We start from the raw sequence: 25,782 nt of genomic DNA, 5'->3' as shown, positions 1-25,782 counted from the left end.
GGAAAGCTCGCCTACTCGACGTCGATCGCGGCCGAGTCCTCGGCGCGCACGAACGTCACTTCGAGGACGCCGTTGTTGAACGACGCCTCCGCGGAGTGTTCGTCGACGCGCGCGGGGAGACGAACTCGCTCGTCGAACTCGCGGCGCGCGCTGGCGGCGCTGATGGTGAGCACCTCGCCGTCGCACTTGAGTTCGATCGCGTCTTTCTCGACGCCCGGAAGGTCCGCGACGAGTCGGATGCGGTCGCCCTCGTCGTACACGTCGACGTGGGTTTCCGTGGCGAATCCCGTCCGGTCCTCGGGTCCGCCGGTCATTTCGTTCATCATCCGTTCGATCTCGTTGAAGATGTTATCGAACGGATCGTCGCGGTCGTCTCTGTCCATGTACGCCGGTAGGCCGTTCTCGCTCAAAAGCTTTCTGACGTGTGTGCGACGATATCGCGTGACGTGCCAGCAGCGAGGGACGATCTCCGAGGAAAACGGTGAACGTCTACCACCGAAGAGAGACGAGAAGGGGACGATTCGGCCGCGAAGACGAGTTCCACCCGGGTTTAAGTAGTTGAGGCCGCTACTAACTCGTATATGAGTGAACGATCGTACCTGAGCGCCGGGGACGGGGTAGACGAATCGGAGGTCGTGCGCGTCGGGCTCAACGGGTTCGGACGCATCGGTCGGAACGTCTTCCGCGCCGTCCTCAACGACCCGCGGATCGAACTGGTCGGAATCAACGACGTGATGGACCCCAACGACATGGCGTACCTCGCGAAGTACGACTCCGTGATGGGGCGACTCGACGGGATCGAACTGGAAGACAACGTGCTGACCCTCGGCGGGACCTCGGTTCCGATCTACAACGAACAGAGTCCGGCAGAACTGCCGTGGGCCGACCTCGACGTCGACGTGGCGCTCGAGTGCACCGGCATCTTCCGGACGCGCGAGGACGCGAGCGCCCACCTCGCCGGCGGCGCTGACAAGGTGCTCATCTCCGCCCCGCCGAAGGGCGACGAGCCGGTGAAGCAGATCGTCTACGGCGTCAACCACGGCGAGTACGACGGCGAGGAGGTCGTCTCGAACGCCTCCTGCACGACGAACAGCGTCACGCCGGTCGCGAAGGTTCTCGACGACGAGTTCGGCATCGAATCGGGGCTTTTGACGACGGTCCACGCCTACACCGGGACGCAGAACCTCATCGACGGGCCGAAGGGCAAGACGCGTCGCGGTCGCGCCGCCGCGGAGAACATCATCCCGACGACGACGGGCGCGGCGCAGGCGACGACGGAGATCCTGCCGCAGCTCGAAGGCAAGCTCGACGGCATGGCGATGCGAGTCCCCGTCCCGAACGGGTCGATCACGGACCTGACGGTCGACCTCGACGGGAACCCCGGCGCGGAGGAGATCAACGACGCGTTCCGACGGGCCGCCGACGGGGAGCTCGCGGGCGTGCTCGGTTACACGGACGAAGAGATCGTCTCCCGGGACATCCTCGGCCTGCCGTTCTCCTCGACGGTCGACCTCAACTCGACGCGCGTCCTCGACAACGGCGACCTCGCGAAGGTGCTGACGTGGTACGACAACGAGTACGGCTTCTCGAACCGGATGCTCGACGTCGCGGCGTACGTCTCGGGTAAGGCCGAGTAGGTCGGCCGCCGCTCGATCGCGTTTTTTCAGCCGTCGGTCCCGCTCGTCCAGTCGATCCCACCCGTCGATCGATCCCACCGACGTCGTCGGCGTTCTCCCCCGAGATAGCACCCGCACCGGGAAAGCTTATGGTTCGTTGACCTGTCCGGACTGGCATGCGACGCCGCCAGTTCCTCCCCGCCGTGGCGCTCGGGACCGCCGCGCTCTCGGGTTGCGGTCGGTTCGCCGCCACCGCGTCGGACCCCCTCACCCTCTCGTCCGCCGAAACGGAGGTCGAGGACGACGAGACGCACCTCTCGTTTCGCCGCGATGGTGATCGCCTCCTCGTCGCCTCGATACGTCACGACGTCGACGACGACGGTCGGTTTCATCCCTTCCGCGTCAGCGCGTGGCACGCCGAGGGGACGACCCTCGACCGCGTCCGGTACCGCTTCGCGACGCTCCCGGGCGATCCGGATCACGCGAGCGAGGTGTACCTGAACGCCCCCGGCGGTCGCGAGTTCCCCGAGATGCGCTTTCGAACCGACCGGAGCGGCCGGACGATCGTCGAGGTCGACGACCTCGGCTCGCAGGGCCGTGGGACGCTCACGACGGAGTTCGTCCTCCAAACGAGTGACAGACCACCCCGAGAACTCGCGGTCGACGTCGAGTTCGAACTGTCGGATGCCGACGGCGAGCGCGCGTACGAGGCCGCCGACTCGGTGCTCGTCGAACTCTGAACCGGAGCCGTGTCGGCTCGGGCCGCTCTCGAACATTGGGATCGCCGGCGCGCGGCGCGAGCGCCTCCGCGCGCGAGCACGTCGCGCGAGGGAGCGGTCGGCTCCCGTGCCGACCGCGAGGCTGGGGAGGGCAGAGGCCGTGGGTGGGACAGAAAGGGGCCGTCCCGCGGACTCGCGCGACTCGCTGCGGTCCTCGTCTCGCTCGCTTCGCTCGCTCGACTGCGGTCCTTGCGTCGCCGTGCGTCGTCCGCGGGGCGGGGGCTTTCGAGGGCTGTCGCGTTTGTCGACGTCGGATTCCGTCGGATTCGACATCTCGTTCGGAACCCATCCGCCGGACGATGAGCGGATGAAACGCGTCGCCCGCCGGGCTCAGACGCCTCACCCCCGCGCTCTCGACGCATAAAGAAAATTCACGCCGAACCGACCGCCTCCCCCGACGACGAACCCCACGCACACAAACGAACCCCACCACACAAACGAACCGCGGGCGGATCGACGATCGAATTTCGCCCACCTCTAAGTCGGCGACCGACGACACTCCGAACGGGATGGCATCATTCAAAACGCTCGACGACCTCGAACCCGGACGGCGCGTCCTCGTCCGCCTCGACCTCAACTCCCCGGTCGAGGACGGCGCGGTGCAGGACAACCGCCGCTTCTCCCGGCACGCGGCGACGGTGCGGGAACTCCTCGACGACGACCACCGGGTCGTCCTGCTGGCCCACCAGAGCCGACCGGGCCGCGACGACTTCGTCTCGCTCGACCAGCACGCCGAGATCCTCGGCGAACACGTCGGCCGGGAGATCGGTTTCGCCGACGACGTCTACGGCGAGAAAGCCGTCGACGCGATCCGCGATCTCGACGCGGGCGAGGCGCTGCTGCTCGACAACGTCCGGATGGCCGACAACGAACTCCCCGAGAAGGAGCCCGAAGAACACGCCGAAAGCGACTTCGTGCAAACCCTCGCGCCGGAGTTCGACGCGTACGTCAACGACGCGTACTCCGCGGCCCACCGGGCGCACGCATCGCTCGTCGGCTTCCCGCTCGTGCTCCCCGCCTACGCCGGGCGCGTGATGGAAACCGAGTACGAGGCGAACACGAGCATCTCGGGGCGGGAGTTCGACGGCGACGTGACGATGGTCGTCGGCGGGACGAAGGCGACGGACGTGATCGACGTGATGAACAACCTCGGCGACACGGTCGACACGTTCTGTCTCGGCGGCGTCGCCGGCGAGTTGTTCCTCCGCGCCGCGGGCCGCGAGGTCGGGTACGACGTCGACGACATGGACCTCTTCGACGAGCAGTGGGAGAAGAACCACGGGACGATCGAGTCGCTCCTCGACGAGCGCGGCGACGAGATCCGCCTCGCGGTCGACCTCGCCTACGAGGACGACGCCGGCGAGCGCGCCGAGCGCGAGGTGGCGGAGATCGACGAGAAGACCGAAGCGTACCTCGACGTGGGCACCGGAACCGTCGAGGCGTACGAGTCGATCGTCCGCGACTCGGCCGCCGTGTTCGTCAAGGGCGCGCTCGGCGTCTTCGAGGACGAGCGGTTCAAGGAGGGCACCGTCGGCGTGCTCGAAGCGATCGCCGAGACCGACTGCTTCTCCGTCGTCGGCGGCGGCGACACCTCGCGCGCGATCGAACTGTACGGACTCGACGAGGACGACTTCTCGCACGTCTCGATCGCCGGCGGGGCGTACATCCGGGCGCTGACGGGCGAGCCGCTGGTGGGGGTGGAGGTGCTCGAACGCGCCGCCGAGAGCGCGTGACGAATCCGACGCTCGGTCCGACGTAGCTTTATCGCGTCTGCGGGCGTCGACCGTCCCGATGACGGACGAAACCCCGCTCTCGCCGCGTATCGACACCGTCTTCCTGCCGGTCGCCCGCTTCGGAACTGCCGTCGACTGGTACGTCGAGGTCTTCGGCTTCGACGTGCGGTGGCGCGATGACGACGCCGGCTACGCGGCCATCGAGGTCGGGGAGACGCCGCTGACGCTCGTTCGCGATGACGACCCGTCGGACGACCGCGACGGTCACCAGCGGTTCAACTTCTTCACCGACGACATCGAGGCGACACACGAGACGCTGACGTCGCGGGGCGTCGAGGTCTCGCCAGTCGAGGCAGCCCCCGGAATTCGGTTTTTCACCTTCCAGGACGTCGACGGCAACCGACTCGGCTTCTGCGAGTACGAGGCCTGATCGAGCGTTCGGTTTCAGCCCATTCGGCCCTCTCCGGTCGACCGCCGCTCCGCTCGCCGACCACCTTCTTGTCGCGGGCGACCGAACGGGACGTATGCAACTCGGCGTCGTTTCCGACACCCACGACAACCTCGACCTGGTCGAGGCGGCGGTGGAGTTCTTCGAAGACGAGGGCGTGGAAGCGGTGATCCACTGCGGCGACGCGGTCGCGCCCTTCTCTGTGGGGCCGTTCGACTCGTCGTTCGACTTCTACTACGTCCGTGGCAACAACGACGGGGAGTGGGCGCTCCGGTCGACGGTCGAGTCGTTCGGCACCTACCTCGGACAGTGCGGGGCGCTCGACTTCGGCGGCGTCTCGGTGGCAGCCTACCACGGGACGAACGCCGTCCTGCGGAACGCCCTGGCGGACTGCGGCGACTACGACTACGTCCTGCACGGCCACACCCACGAGCGCGCGGTCGAAAAACGCGGGGAGACGATCCGCGTCAACCCCGGCGGGTTGCCGATCCCGGACGCCGACGACGCGTTCCACGTCGCGACGATCGACACCGAACGCGCGGGAACCGACGCGGTGACGCACCGCAGGCTAGGCTAGCCGACGCGACGGGGGATCAGTCGTCGGCCGGAACGACCCGCTGGCGCGGGCCGCGGAACAGGCTTTCGAGGCCGACGCCGAGGCGCTCGTCGGTCGTCGCCATGCTGTCGGCCCGCGACTCCCGACCGGCGATGGCGCGGATCGCGTCGACGTTCTCCGGGATGACGTCGCTCTCCTGGTGGATCGACTGGAAGAGGTACAGATCGTCGCCCACCGTCGAGATCGACTCCTCCCAGATGCAGTTCTCCCAGAGGTCGCCGCGCGGGCGACCGGTGTCCATCGCGAACTCCTTGAGCTTCCCCGTTCCGTCGATCCGCGCCTCGTCGGGGACGAGAAACAGCCGCGACTCGGCGTCGAGCAGCGCCTTCACGTCGTCGGCGTCGGGCGACTCCCCGAGCGTGACGTTGACGCTGTGGAGGTGCATGAGCGTCGCCGGCACCTTCACGCCCACGGTGTCGATGTCGAGGTCGGGAAAGATCGTGTTCACGTCGGGGCCGTGGTGCGAGGGAACCGTCACCGGGTCCGGGAGGATGTCGTTGATCGGACCGCGGTCGACCTGTCCGGGGTCACCGCCGCGCCGGATTAGGGTGACGCGCGCCTTCTCGACGCCGTACTCCTCGCGGAGCGGGGCGAGGAGCCGGGAGAGACCGGTCGTGTTGCAGGAGACGACGCGGACGAAGTCCGCGCCCTCGGCCGCCTCGTAGCTGGCCCGCGCGTTGAAGCTCACGTCGGCGACGTCCGCGGACTCGCCGCCCTGGAAGATCGCGGGCGTGTCGTACTGCTCGTACAGCGCGCGGTTCTCCGCGCCGATCCCGGACGGGGTGGTGTCGACGATCACGTCGCTCCCGATGACGAGGTCGTCCACCTCGCCGGCGAGGTCGATACCGGCCCGACGGAACCTGTCCGACCGCTCGGGGATGGCCGCGTAGAGCGGGTACCCCTTCCGTACCGCCGCCTCCGCCTCGTAGTTCGGTCGGGTTTTCGCGACGCCGACCAGCGTCATGTCGGGCTGGGCTCGGACCGCGTCCGCGACGCGTTTGCCGATCGTTCCGTATCCGTTGACGCCCACCTTTATCATTTGCACTCGTTCTGTCCTCCCGCACCGAGACAGATAGTTATTCCGGGTCTAATCAATAAGAAATTAACTCCGCACCGAGTATCCGCGGGTATTTTTCCAAAAACGGGTAAGTCCCCGGCTGCGGGTCGAAAACCGCGTCGCGGTGGCCCGTCGGCGTCCCTCAAGACCCCTCGGCGTCGCTCGACGGCCTCCGACGACGGCGACCCCGAACTCGGCGCCGGCGACGCCGTCCGATGCCGACGACGTCGATTGGGCAAAACATAATCCCCCGCCGGCCCGTTCGTCCCGCATGAGCAACGGGATCGACGAGACGGCCCTCCGCGACGCCGCCGAGACGGCCGTGAGCCAGTGTTTGAATCTGGGATCCGACGAGTCGTGCGTCGTGGTCACGGACGACGAGCGCCGGCGCATCGGCGAGGCGCTCTACGACGCGGCGAGCGAGATCACGGACGACGTCGTCGTCGCCCGGTATCCGCCGGGGGCGCAACACGGGGAAGAGCCGCCCGCGTCCGTGTCGGCGGCGATGAGGGCGGCGGACGCCTTCCTCGCGCCGACGACGAAGAGCCTGAGTCACACCCGCGCGCGCGGGGCGGCGAACGAGGCGGGCGCTCGTGGCGCGACGCTCCCCGGGATCACGGAGGAGGTAATGGTCGTCGGTCTCGACGCCGACTACCGCAGCATCGCGGAGCACTGCGCGGCGGTGCTCGAACGCGTCGGGGACGCGGAGGAGGTTCGCGTCACCTCGCCGCGAGGGACGGACATCACGTTCGAGCCGGGCGACCGCGAGTGGCTCGCGGACACGGGGATGGTCCACGATCCCGGCGCGTTCTCGAACCTGCCGGCGGGCGAGGTGTTCGTCAGTCCCGAGACGGCGAACGGGACGTACGTCGTCGACGGGACGATGATGCCGTACGGTCTGCTCGACGAGGGGCAGGAGCTCAGGTTCGAGGTGGAGGACGGGTACGTGATCGACATCGACGACGACGCCGTGCGCGAGCAGGTCGAAGCCGGCGCGGAACAGGTCGGCCGCGACGCGTACAACCTCGCCGAACTCGGCATCGGGACCAACGTCGGCGTCGAGGAACTCGTGGGGTCGGTGCTGCTCGACGAGAAGGCCGCGGGAACCGTCCACGTCGCCATCGGGGACGATGCGGGCATCGGCGGCGACGTCGACGCGCCGTTGCATCTCGACGGCATCCTCCGGGAGCCGACCGTGTGGGCGGACAGCGTGGAAGTGGAGCTTCCACGGTAGCGAGCGACACGGGTCGCGAGCAGGGGAGGTCGTAGACCTCCCGGGTGTCGAGCGGTGAAGCCGCGAGCGTAAGACGTGCGTCGGGGGTGCCGACGGAAGCGCGGACTTTTACGCCCGGACGGGCTACGCCGAGGCATGAGCGAACCCGCAGAGCAGGTCGCAGTCGTCTGCCCGTCCTGCTCGCCGCAGACGGAGACGGTCCACGAGGTACTCAAGGAGGGAGGCGGCGGCCACGCGACGGTCAGATGCACCGAGTGCGGCCACGTCCACAAGGTGTCGGTCGAGCGCGAGACGACGGTAGAGCGGGACGTCGTGGTCTCGCAGGGCGACGAGTCGGTCTCGACGACCGTCGACGCGCCCGCCGAGGAGGTCATCGCGGTGGGCGAGGAGTTCATCGTCGACACGCCCGAGGCGATCATGCTCGCCCGGATCACGTCGCTCGACCTCGGCGAGGACCGCCGGGTCGACGAGGCGACGGTCGAGGACGTGCGGACCATCTGGACGCGCGCGGTCGACAACGTGAGCGTCAACGTCACCGTCCACCCGAAGGACGGCCGCCGAGACGAGACGCGCAGCCTCACGGTGCAGGTGCCCGGCGACTACGAGTTCACCGTCGGCGAAGTCGAGGCGTTCGGCGACGAGAAATTCGAGGTGGAGGGGATCCACGTTCGCGACGATTCGAGCGGGTACCGGTTCGACAAGTTCGACCACGAGGGGGACGTGGTGTTCGCGAAGGACGCAAAGCGGGTGTACGCCCGCGACGAGACGAGCACCGCGTGGTCCGCCTGGTGAGACGCTCCGTCGAACGTCGCGGAAGGTGACCGAAGCGATCCGATCCCGGTGGAACCCGGGCGATCCGACCCATCCATGGACTTCGAGACCGCGCGCGACCGACTGATCGACCGCCTCCGAGAGCGGGGCGTCGTCGAGCGAGACGCGACGACCGCGGCCCTCCGAGCGGTCCCGCGACACGAGTTCGTCCCCTCGGAGGGGCGCGAGACCGCGTACAGGGACCGACCGCTCCCCATCGGCGGGGGTCAGACGATCAGCGCGCCCCACATGGTCGGAATGATGACCGACTTGCTCGCCCCCGACCCCGGGGAGCGAGTGCTGGAGATCGGCACGGGGTGCGGCTACCACGCGGCCGTGACGGCCGAGATCGTCGGCGACGATAACCTCTTCAGCGTCGAGTACGACCCGAAGCTGGCCGCGGACGCGCGGGACCGACTCGGCGACCTCGGATACGACGTCTCGATCCGCGTCGGCGACGGCCACGAGGGGTGGGTCGAGCGCGCGCCGTTCGACGCGGCGTACCTGACCTGCGCTCCGCCCGAGATACCCGACCCCCTCGTCGAGCAGCTCCGCCCCGGCGGGACGCTCGTCGGACCGGTCGGGCGAAGCCGGCAGCGGCTCGTCCGACTCCGTCGCCGCGCCGACGGGGGCGTCGAGCGCGAAACGCACGGCGACGTTCGGTTCGTCCCCATGCGACGCGACGACTGACGCGCTCTGGTCGGAGGCGGGAGAACGGGGAGCGGAAGACGGCGACGGGCAGTTCCAAGCACACAGTTGATTACGGTCGGGCACAGACCCCGAAACATGGACCCCGCGGTGCTTCGCGAGGACATGGTCGACGGCCTCGAACGCGCGTTCGGGGGTCGTCGGCTCGACGAGCGCGTCGACGTCGCGATGCGCACCGTCCCGCGACACGAGTTCGTCGACGATCGCGCCTACGACAACCGCGACGACGAGCACGCCGGCACGCGCGTCCTCGCACCAGTCACGGTCGCTCGTCTCCTCGACGCGCTCGCCGCCGAGCCGGGCGAGCAGGTGCTCGTCGTCGGCGCGGGCGTCGGCTACACGTCGGCCGTACTCGCCGAAATCGCCGGAGAGCGGAACGTCCACGCGGTGGACATCGCCCGCCGGGTGGTGGTCGAAGCGCGGCGAAACCTCCGAAGCGCGGGGTACGACGCCGTGCTGGTCGACCGTCGGGACGGGGCGAACGGCCTCCCCGAGTACGCGCCGTTCGACCGCATCCTCGTCGAGGCGGCCGCGGTTCGTCCCCCGCGCGCGCTGCTCGACCAGCTCGCAGACGCGGGGCGACTCGTGATGCCGAAGGGCGGCCCGAAGCAGACACTCGTCGCCATCGAAGCGCAGACGGCGGCCGGATCGTCCTCCGACCGACCACCGGCGTTCGACGTGGTCGAGACGTTCGGACCGGTCGCGTTCGATCCGATGCTCGTCGAGGGCGAGCAGGCGGACGGCGTCGCCCGGAATCGCACCGAACGGGAGGACCGCGAGTACGCGGAGATGGGGTGGCACGCCCGAACGGGCTGGGAATACGACTGGGTCGACTGGGACGACCACCTCTGAGCGCGCTCACTCCCGGATCACCAGCACCTCCGCGTTCTCACGTCGATCGGCGTACTCGCTCCCGGCCGGTGGCTTGATCTCGACAGAGAGGGTCCCTTCGTCCTGGTTCGGCCCGAGGGAGGGATCGACGCGAACCGTCGCGACGCCGTCCGAACCGGTCGTCGCCGTCTCGATCCCGTCGATCCGCGCCGAACCGCTCTTCACGACGACGGTCGCGTCGGCCACGCGCTCGCCGTCCGCGCCGACGGCCGCGATGTCGAGCGTTTGCTCGCCGGGCGAGACGACCTCCGGTTCGGGATCGGCGTCGAGTTCCGTGACGGACAGGCCCTCCAGTCCGGTGATCATGTTCATCATGACGCTCAGGCTCGCGACGCCGACGACGAGCGCGATGACGAGACGGATCGGCAGCCCTTCGATGGCCCGTTCGTCGCTGCGAAACGTATCGAACATGGCGGGAGGTGGTCCCGTTTTCGTACTTGAACGTACGGGCGAAGCGTTATGACGGATCACGCGTCCAGGCCGGAGCGTGCACGTACTCGGGCGGCCGCCGGAGGAGACGGGGCTGGGGAAGACGGAAACGAGGCACAGAGAGGAGGAAACGGGACGAGGGGAGAAGAAAACGGAGAGGGGAGAAAAGGAGAGCGAGTTCGGAGCGGAACTGCCGACCGGCCGGCTGGGGACGTACCGGGCGCGGGACGGGAGCGACGGGGCGGCGGTCGGGATCGACCTCGACCGGCCGCACGCGGGACTCGTCGTCGGCAAGCGCGGCTCGGGCAAGTCGCACACGCTGGGCGTGCTCGCAGAGGCGACGGCGCGGGCGTCGGGGATCGCGCCGGTCGTCGTCGATCCGATGGGCGCGTTCCGCGGTCTCGCCGATTCGGCGAGCGACGCGGTGCCGGCGACGGTCGTCGAACGGCCGACGGTTCGGGCCTCGGCGCTGTCGCCGCCGGCCTGGCCGCCGTTGCTCAGCCTCGATCCGGAAGGGGCCGCCGGCGCGCTCGTCTGGCGGGCGGCGACCGAACGGGAGACGCTCGCGGGGATGCGCGAGTACGCCGCGGAGTCGGCTGCCGACGGCACCGCCCGGGGAGTGGTCGAGAACCACCTCCGCCTCGCGGCGTCGTGGGGGGCGTTCGCGCCCGACGGGCTCGGCGCCGCCGATCTCGCCGGCACCGAGGCGACGGTGCTCGACCTCGCCGGCGCGCCGCCCGCCGCGATGAACGCCGTCTGCGCGGCCGTCGCGAGCGGGTTGTACGAGGCCCGCGTCGCCGACGCGATCGAACGGCTCCCGTGGGTGTTCGTCGACGAGGCGCACGCGTTCTTCGGAGGCGTCGCCGACGGCGCGCTCCGGACGGTGCTCACGCGGGGGCGCGCGCCGGGGGTGAGCCTCGTCGCCGCGACGCAGCGACCGAGCGCGCTCCCCGACGTCGCGACCTCGCAGGCGGACCTCGTGATCGTCCACCGGCTCACCGCCGGCGCGGACGTCGAGGCTCTCGGAACCGCACGGCCGGTCTATTTCGACGGCTCGATCGCGGAACGCCTTCCCCGGCGCGTCGGAGACGCGCTCGTCGTCGACGACGCGACCGAAACGGTTCACGCGGTGCGCATCCGCGAGCGGGAGACGCCGCACGGCGGATCGAGCGCGCGGGCGAGCGATCGTCAGGAGTCGTCGTAGACGACGATGCCGCCGTCGCCGCGGACGGAGACTTCGCACCCCGCCAGTTCGAACGAGACGGTTCCCTCCGTGTCGGCCATAGAGCGGATCAGTTCGTCCAGCGCGTCCGGATCGAGGACGTCGCGTAACGGTTTCATTTCCAGTGGATCGTCGCCGATCACCTCCGCGACCGCGGTGACGACGTCGACGCTCACCTCCCCCTCCTCGGCGTACGAAAAGTGGTGTGCTTCGGTGTCCGACTTCGCGGGCGGCATGGTGGAATGATACGGCAGTTGATGAATAAAGGTTGTCCAGGATTCCGGCCGACGCCGGAATCTCCGCTCGATTCATCCGCCGCGAACCCTCATATATCAGAAGGGTACGAGGTACGTGACAGTGAGCCGCTCAGGGGGGAGCTAAACGTGGCGCGGGAGTGGGACCCCGACGGCGTATTCGACATGCTCGCGGATCCCTACGTCCGCCAGATTCTCGTCGAGACGTGCGTGAAGCGTCGATCGGTGAAGGATCTGAGCCGAATCTGCGACGGCAGTCAGTCGTCCATCTACCGGCGGGTCGGCGTCATGACCGCCCGCGGGTTGCTCCGCGAGGAGACGAAGATGGACAGCGAAGGACACCACTACGGCGTCTACGAACCCGACTTCGAGCGGATCGAGATCGAATTACGCGCGAACCGGATCGTCGTGACGCTCCAGCGGCTCGACGGGTCGACCTCCGCGTACGCGGAGTATCGCGAACCGTCGATCGAGTAGGTGTTCGCCGAGTCTCCTCGCTCACGAGGTGGTTTCGGCAGAAACACGGCCGGGGCGGGATTTGAACCGCGGTCGGACGCTTCCTCGCTCGCTTCGCTCGCGAGACTGCGACCTCCCTGATTCAACTCCCGCGACCCGGTTTCCTCTCGGAACCGAGAGTACGCTCGGCGATAAAACGCCTCGCTAGGTGGTAGGTTCCGAGGAAAACGCCCGAGGCGGGATTTGAACCCGCGTCACGACCGTGACAGGGTCGTATGATGGGCCACTACACCACCCGGGCTTGCGGCGTTCACTCGTAGCCCCGACTGTTAAATAAGGTTTGCCATCTCCGGTCGGTGTGCACGACGGTACCGCGACGAAATCGCCGCAATACCTATACTTCGGTAGACCTTGCGTGGAGACAACACGAGCCCGACCGGCCGCCGCTCGACCGGCGGTCGGATAGCGGCGCGTCCCACACGACTTGGTAAGTATTAAATGCATGGGGCCATTAGCCCGCTGTAGTATCTCGTGACAGCAGCTTCTCCCCACAGGCAAACCCATCCATGGTAGACGTAAGCCAACACACACTGGTTCCGGAGCACACGGTCCTCGACGACCCGGCGCGCGTCGAGGAGGTGCTGGAAGAGTACAACGTCAGTAAGACAAACTTGCCAAAAATAAAGAAAAGCGATCCGGCGCTCCGCGACACGGACGCGGAGCCCGGTGACATCGTCAAAATCGTCAGAGACTCCCGAACGACCGACAGAGCAGTCGTGTACCGACTGGTGGTCGAGTGATGGACCGAACAGCGCGACGCAGCATCTCCCGGGAGTACTTCTCGCAGGACAGACTCGCCGAACACCACTTCCGCTCGTTCAACGCGTTTCTCGGCCGCGGGATGCAGGAGGTCGTCGACGAGAAGGGCACCATCGACACCGACATCGGCGACAAGGAGGGCGAGGAGCCGGTGTGGGTCGAACTCGGCGACGTCCGCGTCGTGACTCCCCGCGTGCGCGAGGCCGACGGGAGCGAGGAGCTTCTCTACCCGCAGGAGGCGCGCCTGCGGAACATCACCTACGCCGCCCCGGTGTTCATGGAGATGTCGATCGTCCGCGGCGGCGAGGAGGAAGAGGAGGTCGTCGTCGACTCCGCCGAGACGAAGGTCGGCCGCATGCCCATCATGGTCGGCTCCGACAAGTGCAACATCGCCGGCTTCTCCGAGCAGGAGCTCGTCGAGATCGGCGAGGACCCCGTCGACCCCGGCGGCTACTTCATCGTCAACGGCTCCGAGCGCGTGCTCATGACGAGCGAGGACCTCGCGCCGAACAAGATCCTCGCCGAGTACGACACGAAGTACGGCGACGAGATCCAGGTCGCGAAGACGTTCAGCCAGCGCCGCGGGTACCGCGCGCTGGTCCTCTGTGAGCGCAACCGCGAGGGCATCCTCGAAGTGTCCTTCCCGTCGGTGTCGGGCAGCGTGAACTTCATCACGCTCGTGCGCGCGCTCGGGCTGGAGTCGGACGAGGAGATCGTCCACCGCGTCTCCGACGACCCCGAGATCGTGAAGTTCATGCTCGAGAACCTGGAGATGGCCGAGGTCCAGACGCAGGAGGAGGCCATCGAGACGCTCGGCAAGCGCGTCGCGAGCGGGCAGGGGAAGAACTACCAGCTCAAGCGGGCCAACTACGTCATCGACCGGTACCTCCTGCCGCACCTCCACGAGGAGGGCATAGAGGAGGAGGAGGTCCGGACCAACAAGGCGTTCTACCTCTGTCGGATGGCGGAGGCGTGCTTCGAACTCGCGCTCGGGCGGCGCGACGCCGACGACAAGGACCACTACGCGAACAAGCGCCTCAAGGTCAGCGGCGACCTGATGAAGGACCTATTCCGAACGGCGCTGAACAAGCTCGCGCGCGACGTGAAGTACCAGCTCGAACGCGCGAACATGCGCAACCGGAACCTCACGGTCAACACCGTCGTCCGATCCGACGTGCTGACCGAGCGGCTCGAACACCCGATCGCCACCGGGAACTGGGTGGGCGGTCGCTCCGGCGTCTCCCAGCTCGTCGACCGCACCGACTACATGGGCGTGCTGTCGCACCTGCGACGGCTCCGCAGCCCGCTGTCGCGCAGCCAGCCGCACTTCGAGGCGCGCGACCTGCACGCGACCCAGTGGGGTCGGATCGGCCCCTCCGAGACTCCCGAGGGACCGAACTGCGGGCTGGTGAAGAACTTCGCGCAGGCGATGGAGCTGTCGCAGAACATCGAGGACGAACAGGCGCTGAAGCGCGAACTGGCGTCGATGGGCGTCGAAGGTATGCCCGGCATCGACGGCGTTGAACGCACGACGACGACCGCGGACGACTGATCACACATGGCACAGGCACGAGACGCGAAGGTGTACGTCAACGGCAGCCTGGTCGGGACCCACCCGGACCCGCACCAGCTCGCAGAACAGATTCGAGAAGCGCGACGACGCGGCGACGTCAGCGGCATGGTGAACGTGAGCGTCAAAGAGCGCACCCGCGAGGTCATCGTCAACGCCGACGCGGGGCGCGCGCGACGCCCGCTCATCGTCATGGAGAACGGCGAATCGATCCTCGGCGACGAGGAGATCGAGGCGGTCGAAAGCGGCGACCTGACGTTCGAGGACCTCGTCGACCGCGGCTACGTCGAGTTCATCGACGCCGAGGAGGAAGAGGACATCTACGTCGCCGTCGACGAGGAGGACATCACGCCCGAGCACACCCACCTCGAGATCGACCCCTCGCTCATCTTCAGCGTCGGGTCGGGGATGATCCCCTACCCGGAACACAACGCGTCACCCCGCATCACCATGGGCGCGGGGATGATGAAGCAGTCGCTCGGGATCCCCTCGGCCAACTACCGCATTCGCCCCGACACCCGCCAGCACCTCCTGCACTACCCGCAGGTGGCGATGGTCAAGACGCAGACGACGGAGCAGATCGACTTCGACGAGCGGCCGGCGGCGCAGAACTTCGTCGTCGCCGTCATGAGCTACGAGGGGTTCAACATCGAGGACGCGCTCGTCATGAACAAAGGGTCCGTAGAGCGCGCGCTCGCCCGTTCGCACTTCTTCCGGACCTACGAGGGCGAAGAGCGCCGCTACCCTGGCGGTCAGGAGGATCGCTTCGAGATCCCCTCGCAGGACGTACGCGGCGCCCGCGGCGAGGACGCCTACACGCACCTCGACGAGGACGGCCTCGTGAACCCCGAGACGGTCGTCGACGAGAACTCCGTGCTCCTCGGGAAGACGAGCCCGCCGCGGTTCCTCGAGGAACCGGACGACATGGGCGGGCTGTCGCCGCAGAAGCGCCGCGAAACCTCCGTGACGATGCGCTCCGGCGAGGACGGCGTCGTCGACACCGTCACGCTGATGGAGGGCGAGGACGGCTCGAAGCTCTCGAAGGTGTCGGTGCGCGACGAGCGCATCCCCGAACTCGGCGACAAGTTCGCCTCGCGCCACGGGCAAAAGGGCGTCGTCGGCCACCTCGCGCCGCAGGAGGACATGCCCTTCACGGACGAGGGGGTCGTCCCCGACCTCGTGATCAATCCGCACGCGCTGCCGTCGCGGATGACGGTCGGTCACGTGCTGGAGATGCTCGGCGGCAAGGTCGGCTCGCTCGAAGGGAGGCGCGTCGACGGCACCGCGTTCCAGGGCGAAAGCGAGGAGCGCCTCCGCTCGTCCCTGGAGGAGAAGGGGTTCAAGTCCTCCGGCAAGGAGGTCATGTACTCCGGCGTCACCGGCGAGAAGATCGAGGCCGAGATCTTCGTGGGCGTGATTCTGTATCACAAGCTGTACCACATGGTGAGCAACAAGCTGCACGCCCGTTCGCGCGGGCCGGTGCAGGTGCTCACCCGCCAGCCCACGGAGGGGCGCGCCCGCGAGGGCGGCCTGCGCGTGGGCGAGATGGAGCGCGAGGTGCTCATCGGACACGGGGCGGCGATGGCGCTCAAGGAGCGACTGCTGGACTCGTCGGACCGCGAACTCGTGTACGTGAGCGCGGAAACCGGGATGGTCGCCGTCGAGGACAGAGAACAGCGCCGGATCTACGATCCGATCACGAAAGACGAGGACGACATCCACCAGATCGAGGTCAGCTACGCGTTCAAACTCCTGCTCGACGAGATGATCGCGCTCGGCATCCGACCGCGGCTGGAACTCGAGGACGCAGTTTAGAGGGTACGACAAATGTCAATGCAAACACCGAAGGAACTCGGCGGGCTCCAGTTCGGGCTGATGGACCCGGAGACGTACCGGGACATGTCCGCGACGAAGGTCATCACGGCGGACACGTACGACGACGACGGCTACCCCATCGACATGGGGCTCATGGACCCGCGGCTGGGCGTCATCGACCCCGGGCTGGAGTGCCGCACGTGCGGGCAGCACTCGGGGTCGTGTAACGGCCACTTCGGCCACATCGAGCTCGCCGCGCCGGTCATCCACGTCGGCTTCACGAAGCTCATCCGCCGATTGCTCCGCTCTACGTGCCGCGAGTGCGGACGGCTCGCGCTCACGGAGGAGGAGCAGGCCGAGTTCCGCGACCGGCTCGAACGGACGAAGGAACTGGGCGAGGATCCGAACGACGTGCTGAAGGCGGCGGTTCGGCAGGCGCGGAAGGCGAACCAGTGTCCGTACTGCGGCGCTCGCCAGCACGACATCAAACACGAGAAGCCGACCACGTACTACGAGGTGCAGGACGTCCTCTCGGGCGACTACTCCGAGCGGATCGCGTCGGCGATGCAGCCCGATCCGGACGACGAGGACGACGTCGGAACGTCCCCGCAGGGGCTGGCCGAGGAGACCGGGATCGACCTCCAGCGGGTCAACGAGATCCTCTCGGGCGAGTTCCGCCCGCGAAAGGAGGACAGGAAGGCCCTCGAGAAGGCGCTCGACGTGGATCTGACCGAGGAGGACATGAACAAGCTGATGCCCTCGGACATCCGCGACTGGTTCGAGGACATCCCCGAGGAGGACATCGAGACGCTCGGGATCGACCCCGAGCGATCGCGCCCCGAGTGGATGATCCTGACGGTCCTCCCCGTGCCGCCGGTGACGGCCCGGCCGTCGATCACGCTCGACAACGGCCAGCGCTCGGAGGACGATCTCACCCACAAGCTGGTGGACATCATCCGCATCAACCAGCGGTTCATGGAGAACCGCGAGGCCGGCGCGCCGCAGCTCATCATCGAGGACCTGTGGGAGCTGCTCCAGTACCACGTCACCACGTTCATCGACAACGAGATCAGCGGCACGCCGCCGGCGCGGCACCGCTCCGGCCGGCCGCTGAAGACGCTCAGCCAGCGCCTCAAGGGGAAGGAAGGTCGCTTCCGCGGCTCGCTCTCCGGCAAGCGCGTGAACTTCTCCGCGCGGACCGTCATCAGCCCCGACCCGACGCTGTCGCTCAACGAGGTCGGCGTGCCCGAGCGCGTGGCGCGCGAGATGACGCAGACGATGAACGTCACCGAGCGAAACGCCGCGGAGGCCCGCCAGTACGTGGCGAACGGTCCCGAGGGGCACCCGGGCGCGAACTACGTGAAGCGCCCCGACGGCCGCCGACTCAAGGTGACCGAGAAGAACTGCGAGGAACTCGCGGAGAAGGTCGAACTTGGCTGGGAGGTCAACCGCCACCTCGTCGACGGCGACATCGTCATCTTCAACCGGCAGCCGTCGCTGCACCGGATGTCGATCATGGCCCACGAGGTCGTGGTGATGCCGTACAAGACGTTCCGGCTGAACACGACCGTCTGCCCGCCGTACAACGCCGACTTCGACGGCGACGAGATGAACATGCACGCGCTGCAGAACGAGGAAGCCCGCGCCGAGGCGCGCGTCCTCATGCGCGTGCAGGAGCAGATCCTCAGCCCGCGCTTCGGCGAGAACATCATCGGGGCGATCCAGGACCACATCTCGGGCACCTACCTCCTCACCCACGAGAACCCGCGCTTCAGCGAGACGCAGGCGCTCGACCTGCTGCGGGCGACGAGCGTCGACGAGCTACCGCAGCCCGATGGTCAAGACGACGGCGAGCCGTACTGGACCGGCCGGACGATCTTCTCGGAGCTCCTTCCCGACGACCTCTCGCTCGAATTCGTGAGTTCGACCGGCGACACGGTCGTCATCGAGGACGGACAGCTGGTCGAAGGCACCGTCGACGAGGACGCGGTCGGCGCGTTCGGCGGCGAGATCGTCGACACCATAACGAAGGTGTACTCCGAGACGCGCGCGCGGATCTTCATCAACGAGATCTCCGCGCTGGCGATGCGCGCCATCATGCACTTCGGGTTCTCGCTCGGCATCGACGACGAGTCGATTCCGGACGAGGCGAACGAGATGGTCGACGAGGCCATCGAAAACGCCTACGAGCGCATCGAGGAGCTCATCGCGACGTACGAGGCTGGCGAACTCGAGTCGCTGCCGGGGCGGACCGTGGACGAGACGCTGGAGATGAAGATCATGCAGACGCTCGGGAAGGCCCGCGACAGCGCCGGCGAGATCGCGGAGGACCACTTCGGCGACGACAACCCGGCGGTCATCATGGCCCGCTCGGGCGCTCGCGGATCGATGCTCAACCTGACGCAGATGGCCGGCTGCGTCGGCCAGCAGGCGGTTCGGGGCGAACGGATCAACCGCGGGTACGAGGACCGCACCCTCAGCCACTACGAGAAGAACGACCTCTCCGCCGACGCGCACGGCTTCGTGGAGAACTCCTACCGCGGCGGGCTGACCCCGCGGGAGTTCTTCTTCCACGCGATGGGCGGCCGCGAGGGGCTCGTCGACACGGCGGTCCGGACCTCCAAGTCCGGCTACCTCCAGCGCCGGCTCATCAACGCGCTGTCCGAACTCGAGACGCAGTACGACGGGACGGTGCGCGACACCAGCGGCACCATCGTCCAGTTCGAGTTCGGCGAGGACGGCACCAGCCCGGTGCGCGTCTCCTCCGGCGCGGGCAACGACATCGACGTCGACAGCATCGCGGATCGGATCGTCGAGGCGGAGTTCGACAGCGAGGCGGACAAAGAGCGGTTCCTCGGCACGAGGGAACCGCCGACGAACCTCTCGGAGCACGCGGAGCCGCGCGTCGGCAGCCGCGGACAGGAGGTGGAATCGGATGACTGAGTACGAGCACGTGGACGACGACGTCGAGCTCGTCGTGGAGGACACGCAACTCCCGCGGCGGCTCAAAGACCGGGTGTACGAGACGATCGACACCCGCGCGGGCGTCAGCGTCGAGCAGGCCGACGAGATCGCGAAGGCGGTCGAGGCGCGCTACCTCGACACCCGGGTCGATCCGCTCGACCCCGTCGGGACGGTGAGCGCCCAGAGCATCGGTGAGCCAGGTACACAGATGACGATGAACACGTTCCACTACGCTGGCGTTGCAGAAATCGACGTCACGCAGGGGCTCCCGCGGCTCATCGAACTGGTGGACGCCCGGAAGACGCCGGACACGCCGATGATGACCGTCCACCTCGAAAGCGAGGAGCAGAACGACGAGGGCATTCCGTACGCGACCGACCGCGAGCGCGCCCACGAGGTCGTCTGGGCGATCGAGTCGACGAAGATCCTCGCGCTTGGCGACGTGAGCACGAACGTCGCGGACATGCTCGTCCGCGTCGACCTCAACGAGGAGACGCTGATGGAGCGGTGGCCCCGCGCGGACACCGTCGACGAGGTCGCAACGGAGATCGCAGAACGGATCGAGGACGCCCTCGGCGTGACGACGCGCCGGAGCGGCACCGTCGTGGAGTTCGGTCCGGAGCAGCCGAGCTACCGCGAACTGCTGCAGCTCGTCGAGCGCCTCCGCGAGATCGTCTTCAAGGGGATCGAGGACGTCACCCGCGTCGTCATCCGCAAGGAGAAGCTCGGCGACGGAAACGAGGAGTTCGTCCTCTACACCGAGGGGTCCGCCTTCGGCGACGTGCTCGCCATCGACGGCGTCGACGCCACCAGGACGACGACGAACAACATCCACGAGGTGTACCGCGAACTCGGCGTCGAGGCGGCCCGCGAGTCGATCATCGAAGAGACGATGGAGACGCTCGAAGAGCAGGGGCTCGACGACGTGAACGTCCGCCACCTGATGCTCGTCTCCGACATCATGACCAACCGGGGCACGATCGAGTCCATCGGCCGGCACGGCATCTCCGGGAGCAAGGAGTCCGTCCTCGCGCGCGCGGCCTTCGAGGTCACGGTCAACCACCTGCTCGACGCGGCGATCCACGGCGAGGAGGACGACCTCGACGGCGTCATCGAGAACGTGATCGTCGGCAAGCCGGTCGCCATCGGCACCGGCGACGTCGACCTCCGGATGGGCTCGTTCAGCGCGTCCGACGGCGGTTCGTCCGAACAGCCCTCGGACGACTGACCCGGGGGTGATCGGATGAAGGTCACGCTGTCGGACGCGGCTCGGCGGTACATCGGTCTCTTCGACGAGATCGCGGCGGTGAGCGCGAAGGACTGTCTCGTCGAGGAGGATCGGCTCGTCGTGCTCGTGCCCGCGGGGAAGATGGGCAGGGCGATCGGTCCCGACGGGCGGACCGTCCGTCGGTTCGAGGAGAAGGTCGACCGTCCGGTCGAACTGGTCGAGGACGCGGACACGCCGGAGGCGTTCGTCGCGAACGCGCTCGCGCCCGCGGCCGTCCGACACGTGACCGTGAGCGAGCAGAACGACCGGGTGGCGTACGTCGAAGTCGCCGAGGCCGACCGCGGCGTCGCCATCGGCAAGGGCGGCAGCAACATCGAAACCGCCCGGGCGCTGGCGCGCCGGCACCACGACATCGACGACGTCCAGTTGACGTGACGGTCCGGCCGTCGCGCGTCGAAATGGAGCCGGCGCTTTCGGACGGAGCGACGAATTCTGCACGCCGCTCGTCCGCTCTCCCGCCCTGAGCGCCGTTCGTTCGGTGCCGAAACCGCCTCAGATTCCTTCTTACACCCCGCTAACCGAACCTGCGGGCGTTTCGCCGGATCCGAAAAGGGAGGCTTAAGTAGCTCCGTCGGGAAGCTTTCGTCACTATGGCGAACGGCAAGTACGCGGCCCGCAAACTCAAACAGGACCGCCAGAGCCACCGGTGGTCCGACTCGAAGTACGCACGACGGGAGCGCGGGCTCCGAAAGAAGTCCGACCCGCTCGAAGGCGCGCCGCAGGCCCGCGGCATCGTCCTCGAGAAGGTCGGCATCGAGGCGAAGCAACCGAACTCCGCGATCCGCAAGTGCGTCCGCGTCCAGCTGATCAAAAACGGCAAGCAGGTCACGGCCTTCTGCCCCGGCGACGGCGCGATCTCCTTCATCGACGAGCACGACGAGGTCACGATCGCCGGCATCGGCGGCGCGAAGGGCCGCGCGATGGGCGACCTCTCCGGCGTCAACTACAAAGTCGAGAAGGTCAACGGCGTGTCGATGATCGAACTGGTGCGCGGTAACGCGGAGAAGCCGGTTCGATAACCATGTCGGAGAGCGAAACACCCGAGTCCGACGCGCCGGCCGAGAGCGAGGAGACGTCCCCGAACGCGCTGCTGTTCGGCGTCTGGGACGTGAGCGAGATGGAGTACCGCGACCCGAGCACCCAGCGCTACCTCTCCGTGACGCCCGTCGCCCACACGATGGGCCGCCACGCCGGAAAGCAGTTCCAGAAGAGCGAGATCAGCGTCGTCGAGCGGCTCGTCAACCGCCTGATGCAGTCGGAGGACAACACGGGCCACAAGCAGAAGGCGCTCAACATCGTCCGCGACGCCTTCGAACTCGTCGAGGAGCGAACCGACGAGAACCCGGTTCAGGTGCTCATCCGCGCGGTCGAGAACGCCGCCCCCCGCGAGGAGACGGTCCGCCTGAAGTACGGCGGCATCTCCGTCCCCAAGGCGGTCGACGTCGCGCCCCAGCGCCGCGTCGATCAGGCGCTGAAGTTCCTCGCCGACGGCGCGTACAACGCCTCACACAAGTCGAAGACGAGCGCGGCGGAGGCGCTCGCCCAGCAGCTCGTCGGGGCGTCGAACTACGACGTGCAGACGTACGCCATCTCGCAGAAAGAAGAAAAAGAGCGCGTCGCGGCCGCCGCTCGCTGAGCGATCCGTTCTCTCCTCTCCTCTGCTCTCCTCTCTCGTCGTTTCCCGAACGTCCGACGGCGCGAGCGCGCGCTCGTCGATCCGGCGACGACGGTCGTCGCGCGCTTCAGCGTCCGCGTGGGTCCACGACGGGTGACGAATCGTCGGACGGAGATTCGATCGATCAGTCGGCGGCCGGTTCGCCGGTGCCGACCGCGTACGCCCGGGTGACGTCGACAAGCGCCTTCCGGTAGTCGCTCTCCGTCGGATCGTCGACGAGCGAGCGGAAGCGACGCTTGAACGAGTCGAAGGGGACGGTGGGCGCGTCGTCCGCCGCCGCGTGCGCGAGGTCGTACAGTCGGTGGTTCCCGTCGACGAGGCCGTGGCGCTCGACGAGCGCGAGCGCGAAGGCGGCGTTGACGGCGGTGATCTCGGGGTCGGCCGCGGTGGTCAGCCGCCGCGAATCGGGCCGCGGCGGCGGCGTCGGGCGATCCGCCAGCGCCGCGGCGAGCTGCGATTCGAGGAAGTAGACGAGCTTGTCGGCCGGGGCGACGGAGAGGGTGATGTCGTCGGCGTAGATGTCCTTCATGTGGTTCGCGATCTGATAGCAGTGGACGAGCTTCCGGCGCTCGACGGAGCGACCCGTGAGCGCGAGGTAGAGCGCCTCCTCGGTCGACTGCGTGTGCGACGGGTGCGCCTCCTCGCTGCGGGCCATGTGCGAGAGCTCGTGGAGGGCGAGCTCGCGGGCCATCGCGCTCGTCGCCGCCTGCCTGGAGATGTTCAACACGTGGTGGTCGGCGTAGTGGGCGGCCCACGTCCGCTCGTCCGGGTCGGTGCGGACGTAGACGCGGACCGGCCACTCCAGGTCGTACTCCGTCTCGAACAGATCCGCCGCGCTCAAAAACGGATCGGGGGCGGCGGGCCCCTGCACGCGAAGGTCCATGCGTGATAGTACCACGGACCGGACGGGTATGACTCTTGTGCCGGAGACAGATCGGCTCGTGTTAAAGTTACGCACGGTCAGGAGACGGCCCGCCGCGCGCCCGCCCGGCCGAAACACTACCCTTTTCACCCTCCTACCGGTAGGAGCCAGTATAATGGGCCGACGAAAGAAGATCGTACAGGAATGTGAACGACTGATGGACAAGCCGGAGAACATCCGGAACATCGCCATCGCCGCTCACATCGATCACGGGAAGACGACGCTCACGGACAACCTGCTCGCCGGGGCGGGGATGATCTCGAAGGACCTCGCCGGCCAGCAGCTGGCGATGGACACGGAGGAGGACGAACAGGAGCGCGGGATCACCATCGACGCGGCGAACGTCTCGATGACCCACGAGTGGAACGACACGAACCACCTCATCAACCTCATCGACACGCCCGGCCACGTCGACTTCGGGGGCGACGTGACGCGCGCGATGCGCGCCGTCGACGGGGCGCTCGTGGTCGTCGACGCCGTCGAGGGGACGATGCCCCAGACCGAGACGGTCGTCCGACAGGCGCTCCGCGAGGGCGTCAAGCCGGCGCTCTTCATCAACAAGGTCGACCGCCTCATCAACGAGTTGCAGGAGGGCCCCCAGGAGATGCAAGAGCGCCTCCAGGCGGTCATCGCCGACGTGAACGAGCTGATCCGCGGCATGGCCGAGGAGAAGTACGAGGAGGACAACTGGAAGGTCTCCGTCCAGGACGGCACCGTCGCCTTCGGCTCCGCGCTGTACAACTGGGCCGTGAGCCTGCCGTCGATGCAGGAGACAGGCATCGACTTCGGCGACATCATCGAGTACAACCAGAACGAAAACGTCGAGGCGCTCAGGGACCAGTCGCCGCTCTCGGACGTCGTGCTCGACATGGTCGCGGAGCACTTCCCGAACCCCATCGAGGCGCAGCCCGAACGCATCCCGACCGTCTGGCGCGGCGACGACGAAAGCGAAATCGCCCGGCAGATGCGCGAGGTCGACGACGAGGGCGAGGTCGTCTTCATGGTGACGGACATCTCGATGGACCCCCACGCGGGGGAGATCGCCACCGGGCGGCTGTTCTCCGGGACGATAGAACGCGGGCAGGACCTCTACGTCTCGGGCACCGCCGGGACGAACCGGATCCAGTCCGTCGGGATCTTCATGGGCGGCGAGCGCGAGGAGGTCGAGCACGTCCCCGCCGGGAACATCGCCTCCGTCACGGGCCTGCGGGACGCCATCGCCGGATCGACGGCCTCGTCGGTCGAGATGACGCCGTTCGAGTCGATCGAGCACATCTCCGAGCCCGTCATCACGAAGTCCGTCGAGGCGAAGAACATGGACGACCTGCCGAAGCTCATCGAGACGCTCCAGCAGGTGTCCAAGGAGGACCCGACGATCAAGATCGAGATCAACGAGGACACCGGCGAGCACCTCATCTCCGGACAGGGTGAACTCCACCTCGAAGTCATCACCCAGCGCATCGAGCGCAAGCGGGGCATCCCGGTGACGACCGGGGAGCCGATCGTCGTCTACCGCGAGGCGCCGACCCGGGCCTCCGATCAGGTCGAGGGGCGGTCGCCGAACCGGCACAACCGCTTTTACCTCACCGCGGAACCGATGTCAGAGGAGATCGTCGAGGCGATCAAGCTGGGCGAGGTTTCGATGGACGTGCCGGAGCTGGAGCGCCGCGAAGCGCTCCAGGAAGCCGGCATGGACAAGGACACCTCCCAGAACGTCGAGCACATCCACGGCACGAACATCCTCATCGACGACACGAAAGGTATCCAGCACCTCAACGAGACGATGGAGCTCGTCATCGAGGGGCTGGAGGAGGCGCTCGACGACGGTCCGCTCGCCGCCGAGCCGGTGCAGGGCGCGCTCATCCGCCTCCACGACGCGCGGCTCCACGAGGACACGATCCACCGCGGTCCGGCGCAGGTCATCCCCGCCGTCCGCGAGGCCGTCCACCGGTCGCTCATCGACGCGCACGTTCGGCTCCTCGAACCGATCCAGAACGTTCGCATCGACGTGCCGTCGGAGCACATGGGTGCCGCCTCCGGCGAGATCCAGGGCCGCCGCGGCCGCGTCGACGACATGTACCAGGAGGGCGACCTCATGGTCGTCGAGGGCGTCGCGCCCGTCGACGAGATGATCGGGTTCGCGAGCGACATCCGCTCCGCGACCGAGGGGCGCGCCTCCTGGAACACGGAGAACGCCGGCTTCCGCGTCATGGCGGACAACCTCCAGCGCGAGACGATCATGGAGATCCGCGAGCGCAAGGGCATGAAGCTCGAACTCCCGGCGTCGATCGACTACATCTGAGTCGGCCCGAGACGAACCGCCGGTTTTCTTTTCGTCGTCTGCGAGCGACCGGCGCGTCGGCGTCGATGCGAAGCGGCTCGCGGCGCGCATCCGGCCAGTCTTGCTATCGACGAAGGCTTATAGCGGGCGCGACGAGAGAAGCGTAGTATGGCGACGGGTACGCAGATCCCGAGT

The 25,782-nt window shown here is 67.7% G+C and carries 25 protein-coding genes and 1 tRNA gene; 20 read left to right on the top strand and 6 right to left on the bottom strand.

Annotated elements, in window-relative coordinates; genetic code table 11:
* Nucleotides 1–11: 11 nt before the first annotated feature.
* On the bottom strand, nt 12–383 hold the full coding sequence (locus C3L37_RS10345; protein ID WP_129114522.1) for an Hsp20/alpha crystallin family protein: 372 nt from the start codon (nt 381–383) through the stop codon (nt 12–14).
* A 198-nt stretch (nt 384–581) separates the two neighbouring features.
* Between C3L37_RS10345 and gap the strand changes: the two genes are divergently transcribed.
* From gap to C3L37_RS10320, 5 genes are all read left to right on the top strand, one after another.
* Entirely contained in the window at nt 582–1,637 is a 1,056-nt protein-coding gene (gene gap / locus C3L37_RS10340) for a type I glyceraldehyde-3-phosphate dehydrogenase (RefSeq protein WP_129114521.1), read from the top strand.
* 155 nt (nt 1,638–1,792) lie between these two features.
* Nucleotides 1,793–2,356 carry a hypothetical protein gene (locus tag C3L37_RS10335; protein WP_129114520.1) on the top strand — a complete coding sequence of 188 codons (564 nt, stop codon included), beginning with the start codon at nt 1,793–1,795 and terminating at the stop codon, nt 2,354–2,356.
* Between the two features lie 548 nt (nt 2,357–2,904).
* Nucleotides 2,905–4,128 (top strand): phosphoglycerate kinase, encoded by a 1,224-nt coding sequence (locus C3L37_RS10330; protein WP_129114519.1) that lies wholly within the window; start codon nt 2,905–2,907, stop codon nt 4,126–4,128.
* A gap of 58 nt (nt 4,129–4,186) precedes the next feature.
* Nucleotides 4,187–4,558 carry a VOC family protein gene (locus C3L37_RS10325; protein ID WP_129114518.1) on the top strand — a complete coding sequence of 124 codons (372 nt, stop codon included), beginning with the start codon at nt 4,187–4,189 and terminating at the stop codon, nt 4,556–4,558.
* Between the two features lie 94 nt (nt 4,559–4,652).
* Nucleotides 4,653–5,153 (top strand): metallophosphoesterase, encoded by a 501-nt coding sequence (locus tag C3L37_RS10320; RefSeq protein WP_129114517.1) that lies wholly within the window; start codon nt 4,653–4,655, stop codon nt 5,151–5,153.
* Nucleotides 5,154–5,169: 16 nt separating this feature from the next.
* Here C3L37_RS10320 and C3L37_RS10315 read toward each other — a convergent pair whose 3' ends face one another.
* Nucleotides 5,170–6,231, bottom strand: coding sequence for a type II glyceraldehyde-3-phosphate dehydrogenase (locus C3L37_RS10315; protein ID WP_129114650.1), 1,062 nt, complete (start codon nt 6,229–6,231; stop codon nt 5,170–5,172).
* Nucleotides 6,232–6,520: 289 nt separating this feature from the next.
* Here C3L37_RS10315 and C3L37_RS10310 point away from each other — a divergent pair, with 289 nt between their 5' ends.
* The 4 genes from C3L37_RS10310 (at nt 6,521) to C3L37_RS10295 (ending at nt 9,853) form a co-directional block, all read left to right on the top strand.
* Nucleotides 6,521–7,483, top strand: a complete 963-nt coding sequence (locus C3L37_RS10310; protein WP_129114516.1) for an aminopeptidase — start codon at nt 6,521–6,523, stop codon at nt 7,481–7,483.
* Nucleotides 7,484–7,618: 135 nt separating this feature from the next.
* Nucleotides 7,619–8,275 carry an HVO_0476 family zinc finger protein gene (locus C3L37_RS10305; protein WP_129114515.1) on the top strand — a complete coding sequence of 219 codons (657 nt, stop codon included), beginning with the start codon at nt 7,619–7,621 and terminating at the stop codon, nt 8,273–8,275.
* A gap of 75 nt (nt 8,276–8,350) precedes the next feature.
* Nucleotides 8,351–8,983 (top strand): protein-L-isoaspartate(D-aspartate) O-methyltransferase, encoded by a 633-nt coding sequence (locus C3L37_RS10300; protein WP_129114514.1) that lies wholly within the window; start codon nt 8,351–8,353, stop codon nt 8,981–8,983.
* A gap of 96 nt (nt 8,984–9,079) precedes the next feature.
* On the top strand, nt 9,080–9,853 hold the full coding sequence (locus tag C3L37_RS10295; RefSeq protein WP_129114513.1) for a protein-L-isoaspartate O-methyltransferase family protein: 774 nt from the start codon (nt 9,080–9,082) through the stop codon (nt 9,851–9,853).
* Nucleotides 9,854–9,859: 6 nt separating this feature from the next.
* On the opposite strand, the gene C3L37_RS10290 is transcribed toward C3L37_RS10295, so the two are convergent.
* Nucleotides 9,860–10,303: a DUF7382 domain-containing protein gene (locus C3L37_RS10290; protein ID WP_129114512.1), complete on the bottom strand. Its 444-nt coding sequence runs from the start codon at nt 10,301–10,303 to the stop codon at nt 9,860–9,862.
* 208 nt (nt 10,304–10,511) lie between these two features.
* Here C3L37_RS10290 and C3L37_RS10285 point away from each other — a divergent pair, with 208 nt between their 5' ends.
* Nucleotides 10,512–11,525, top strand: a complete 1,014-nt coding sequence (locus tag C3L37_RS10285; protein ID WP_129114649.1) for an ATP-binding protein — start codon at nt 10,512–10,514, stop codon at nt 11,523–11,525.
* On the opposite strand, the gene C3L37_RS10280 is transcribed toward C3L37_RS10285, so the two are convergent.
* Complete coding sequence (locus tag C3L37_RS10280; RefSeq protein WP_164974731.1) at nt 11,510–11,779, bottom strand: HalOD1 output domain-containing protein; 270 nt, start codon at nt 11,777–11,779, stop codon at nt 11,510–11,512. The genes C3L37_RS10285 and C3L37_RS10280 overlap by 16 nt on opposite strands.
* 147 nt (nt 11,780–11,926) lie before the next feature.
* Between C3L37_RS10280 and C3L37_RS10275 the strand changes: the two genes are divergently transcribed.
* Nucleotides 11,927–12,274: a transcriptional regulator gene (locus tag C3L37_RS10275; RefSeq protein WP_129114511.1), complete on the top strand. Its 348-nt coding sequence runs from the start codon at nt 11,927–11,929 to the stop codon at nt 12,272–12,274.
* A gap of 207 nt (nt 12,275–12,481) precedes the next feature.
* On the opposite strand, the gene C3L37_RS10270 is transcribed toward C3L37_RS10275, so the two are convergent.
* A tRNA-Asp gene (locus tag C3L37_RS10270) sits at nt 12,482–12,554 on the bottom strand.
* A 265-nt stretch (nt 12,555–12,819) separates the two neighbouring features.
* Here C3L37_RS10270 and C3L37_RS10265 point away from each other — a divergent pair.
* The 8 genes from C3L37_RS10265 (at nt 12,820) to C3L37_RS10230 (ending at nt 22,345) form a co-directional block, all read left to right on the top strand.
* Nucleotides 12,820–13,053 (top strand): DNA-directed RNA polymerase subunit H, encoded by a 234-nt coding sequence (locus C3L37_RS10265; RefSeq protein WP_129114510.1) that lies wholly within the window; start codon nt 12,820–12,822, stop codon nt 13,051–13,053.
* The gene (locus C3L37_RS10260) at nt 13,053–14,624 is read left to right on the top strand and encodes a DNA-directed RNA polymerase subunit B'' (protein WP_129114509.1); all 1,572 of its coding nucleotides are present in this window, start codon (nt 13,053–13,055) and stop codon (nt 14,622–14,624) included. Before C3L37_RS10265 ends, C3L37_RS10260 begins: the two co-directional genes overlap by 1 nt.
* A gap of 6 nt (nt 14,625–14,630) precedes the next feature.
* Complete coding sequence (rpoB, locus tag C3L37_RS10255; protein ID WP_129114508.1) at nt 14,631–16,457, top strand: DNA-directed RNA polymerase subunit B; 1,827 nt, start codon at nt 14,631–14,633, stop codon at nt 16,455–16,457.
* Nucleotides 16,458–16,475: 18 nt separating this feature from the next.
* The gene (locus C3L37_RS10250) at nt 16,476–19,400 is read left to right on the top strand and encodes a DNA-directed RNA polymerase subunit A' (protein ID WP_129114507.1); all 2,925 of its coding nucleotides are present in this window, start codon (nt 16,476–16,478) and stop codon (nt 19,398–19,400) included.
* Nucleotides 19,393–20,649 carry a DNA-directed RNA polymerase subunit A'' gene (gene rpoA2, locus C3L37_RS10245; protein ID WP_129114506.1) on the top strand — a complete coding sequence of 419 codons (1,257 nt, stop codon included), beginning with the start codon at nt 19,393–19,395 and terminating at the stop codon, nt 20,647–20,649. Before C3L37_RS10250 ends, rpoA2 begins: the two co-directional genes overlap by 8 nt.
* A 15-nt stretch (nt 20,650–20,664) precedes the next feature.
* Entirely contained in the window at nt 20,665–21,084 is a 420-nt protein-coding gene (locus C3L37_RS10240) for a NusA-like transcription termination signal-binding factor (RefSeq protein WP_129114505.1), read from the top strand.
* A 215-nt stretch (nt 21,085–21,299) separates the two neighbouring features.
* The gene (locus C3L37_RS10235) at nt 21,300–21,728 is read left to right on the top strand and encodes a 30S ribosomal protein S12 (protein ID WP_089693839.1); all 429 of its coding nucleotides are present in this window, start codon (nt 21,300–21,302) and stop codon (nt 21,726–21,728) included.
* Between the two features lie 2 nt (nt 21,729–21,730).
* Nucleotides 21,731–22,345, top strand: a complete 615-nt coding sequence (locus tag C3L37_RS10230) for a 30S ribosomal protein S7 (RefSeq protein ID WP_129114504.1) — start codon at nt 21,731–21,733, stop codon at nt 22,343–22,345.
* A 163-nt stretch (nt 22,346–22,508) separates the two neighbouring features.
* On the opposite strand, the gene C3L37_RS10225 is transcribed toward C3L37_RS10230, so the two are convergent.
* A complete protein-coding gene (locus C3L37_RS10225) occupies nt 22,509–23,267 on the bottom strand; it encodes a DUF5781 family protein (protein ID WP_129114503.1) in 759 nt (252 codons plus the stop codon).
* Nucleotides 23,268–23,421: 154 nt separating this feature from the next.
* Here C3L37_RS10225 and C3L37_RS10220 point away from each other — a divergent pair, with 154 nt between their 5' ends.
* A complete protein-coding gene (locus C3L37_RS10220) occupies nt 23,422–25,608 on the top strand; it encodes an elongation factor EF-2 (RefSeq protein ID WP_129114502.1) in 2,187 nt (728 codons plus the stop codon).
* Nucleotides 25,609–25,782 lie beyond the last annotated feature (174 nt).

The sequence above is a fragment of the Halegenticoccus tardaugens genome (assembly GCF_004116405.1).
GTDB lineage: Archaea > Halobacteriota > Halobacteria > Halobacteriales > Haloferacaceae > Halegenticoccus > Halegenticoccus tardaugens.
Note: the sequence above shows the minus strand (reverse complement) of the source record. Positions and strands in the feature narration are given on the sequence as shown.

Coding starts and splice junctions, on each gene's coding strand:
- C3L37_RS10300 (WP_129114514.1), top strand. CDS start 8,351: ATGGACTTCGAGACCGCGCGCGACCGACTGATCGACCGCCTCCGAGAG.
- gap (WP_129114521.1), top strand. CDS start 582: ATGAGTGAACGATCGTACCTGAGCGCCGGGGACGGGGTAGACGAATCG.
- C3L37_RS10310 (WP_129114516.1), top strand. CDS start 6,521: ATGAGCAACGGGATCGACGAGACGGCCCTCCGCGACGCCGCCGAGACG.
- C3L37_RS10335 (WP_129114520.1), top strand. CDS start 1,793: ATGCGACGCCGCCAGTTCCTCCCCGCCGTGGCGCTCGGGACCGCCGCG.
- C3L37_RS10240 (WP_129114505.1), top strand. CDS start 20,665: ATGAAGGTCACGCTGTCGGACGCGGCTCGGCGGTACATCGGTCTCTTC.
- rpoB (WP_129114508.1), top strand. CDS start 14,631: ATGGCACAGGCACGAGACGCGAAGGTGTACGTCAACGGCAGCCTGGTC.
- C3L37_RS10280 (WP_164974731.1), bottom strand. CDS start 11,779: ATGCCGCCCGCGAAGTCGGACACCGAAGCACACCACTTTTCGTACGCC.
- C3L37_RS10220 (WP_129114502.1), top strand. CDS start 23,422: ATGGGCCGACGAAAGAAGATCGTACAGGAATGTGAACGACTGATGGAC.
- C3L37_RS10290 (WP_129114512.1), bottom strand. CDS start 10,303: ATGTTCGATACGTTTCGCAGCGACGAACGGGCCATCGAAGGGCTGCCG.
- C3L37_RS10265 (WP_129114510.1), top strand. CDS start 12,820: ATGGTAGACGTAAGCCAACACACACTGGTTCCGGAGCACACGGTCCTC.
- C3L37_RS10305 (WP_129114515.1), top strand. CDS start 7,619: ATGAGCGAACCCGCAGAGCAGGTCGCAGTCGTCTGCCCGTCCTGCTCG.
- C3L37_RS10325 (WP_129114518.1), top strand. CDS start 4,187: ATGACGGACGAAACCCCGCTCTCGCCGCGTATCGACACCGTCTTCCTG.
- C3L37_RS10260 (WP_129114509.1), top strand. CDS start 13,053: ATGGACCGAACAGCGCGACGCAGCATCTCCCGGGAGTACTTCTCGCAG.
- C3L37_RS10250 (WP_129114507.1), top strand. CDS start 16,476: ATGCAAACACCGAAGGAACTCGGCGGGCTCCAGTTCGGGCTGATGGAC.
- C3L37_RS10330 (WP_129114519.1), top strand. CDS start 2,905: ATGGCATCATTCAAAACGCTCGACGACCTCGAACCCGGACGGCGCGTC.
- C3L37_RS10230 (WP_129114504.1), top strand. CDS start 21,731: ATGTCGGAGAGCGAAACACCCGAGTCCGACGCGCCGGCCGAGAGCGAG.
- C3L37_RS10320 (WP_129114517.1), top strand. CDS start 4,653: ATGCAACTCGGCGTCGTTTCCGACACCCACGACAACCTCGACCTGGTC.
- C3L37_RS10225 (WP_129114503.1), bottom strand. CDS start 23,267: ATGGACCTTCGCGTGCAGGGGCCCGCCGCCCCCGATCCGTTTTTGAGC.
- C3L37_RS10345 (WP_129114522.1), bottom strand. CDS start 383: ATGGACAGAGACGACCGCGACGATCCGTTCGATAACATCTTCAACGAG.
- rpoA2 (WP_129114506.1), top strand. CDS start 19,393: ATGACTGAGTACGAGCACGTGGACGACGACGTCGAGCTCGTCGTGGAG.
- C3L37_RS10315 (WP_129114650.1), bottom strand. CDS start 6,231: ATGATAAAGGTGGGCGTCAACGGATACGGAACGATCGGCAAACGCGTC.
- C3L37_RS10235 (WP_089693839.1), top strand. CDS start 21,300: ATGGCGAACGGCAAGTACGCGGCCCGCAAACTCAAACAGGACCGCCAG.
- C3L37_RS10295 (WP_129114513.1), top strand. CDS start 9,080: ATGGACCCCGCGGTGCTTCGCGAGGACATGGTCGACGGCCTCGAACGC.